General features: G+C 60.4%; 1 protein-coding gene. It reads left to right on the top strand.

Annotated features, from left to right (window positions below; genetic code table 11):
* Positions 1-500: Ig-like domain-containing protein (locus tag ABD931_RS29205; RefSeq protein ID WP_345271666.1), on the top strand; the 500-nt coding region annotated here is incomplete at both ends.

The following is a 500-nucleotide window of genomic DNA, read 5'->3' as shown; positions in this document are numbered from 1 at the left end:
TAACGGCACGGCCGTGGTGAACCCCGATGGTACGCTGTCCTACAGGCCGGCTATAGGCTTTGCTGGTCCGGATACGTTAGTGTACCGCATCTGCTCTGTTATCAGCCCCAGCGTCTGTGACACGGCCAGAGTAGTTGTCAACGTACCCTCGGCCCCGCCGGTGGCCAACCGCGACAACGCCACCACGGCCTTCCAGCAGGCGGTGACCGTGCCGGTGCTGGTCAACGACACCGACCGGGCGGGCCGACCCGCCAGTCTGAGCGCGGTGACTTTGCCCATCATTGTAGGTCCACCCAGCAATGGTACAGCAATAGCAAACTCAACAGGTTCGATTACCTACACGCCCAATGCCGGTTTTGCGGGTAATGACACCTTGTTCTACCGCATCTGTGACCGGGTGAACACCTTGTTGTGTGATTCGGCTTTGGTGGTCATCAACGTGGGCAGTGTAGCACCCAGCGCCAACCGCGACAACTACACCACGGCCCTGAACACGGCCG

Origin of the sequence: Nibrella viscosa (assembly GCF_039541875.1) — a bacterium.
Classification (GTDB): Bacteria; Bacteroidota; Bacteroidia; order Cytophagales; family Spirosomataceae; genus Nibrella; species Nibrella viscosa.
This window is presented reverse-complemented; position numbering and strand designations above follow the sequence as displayed.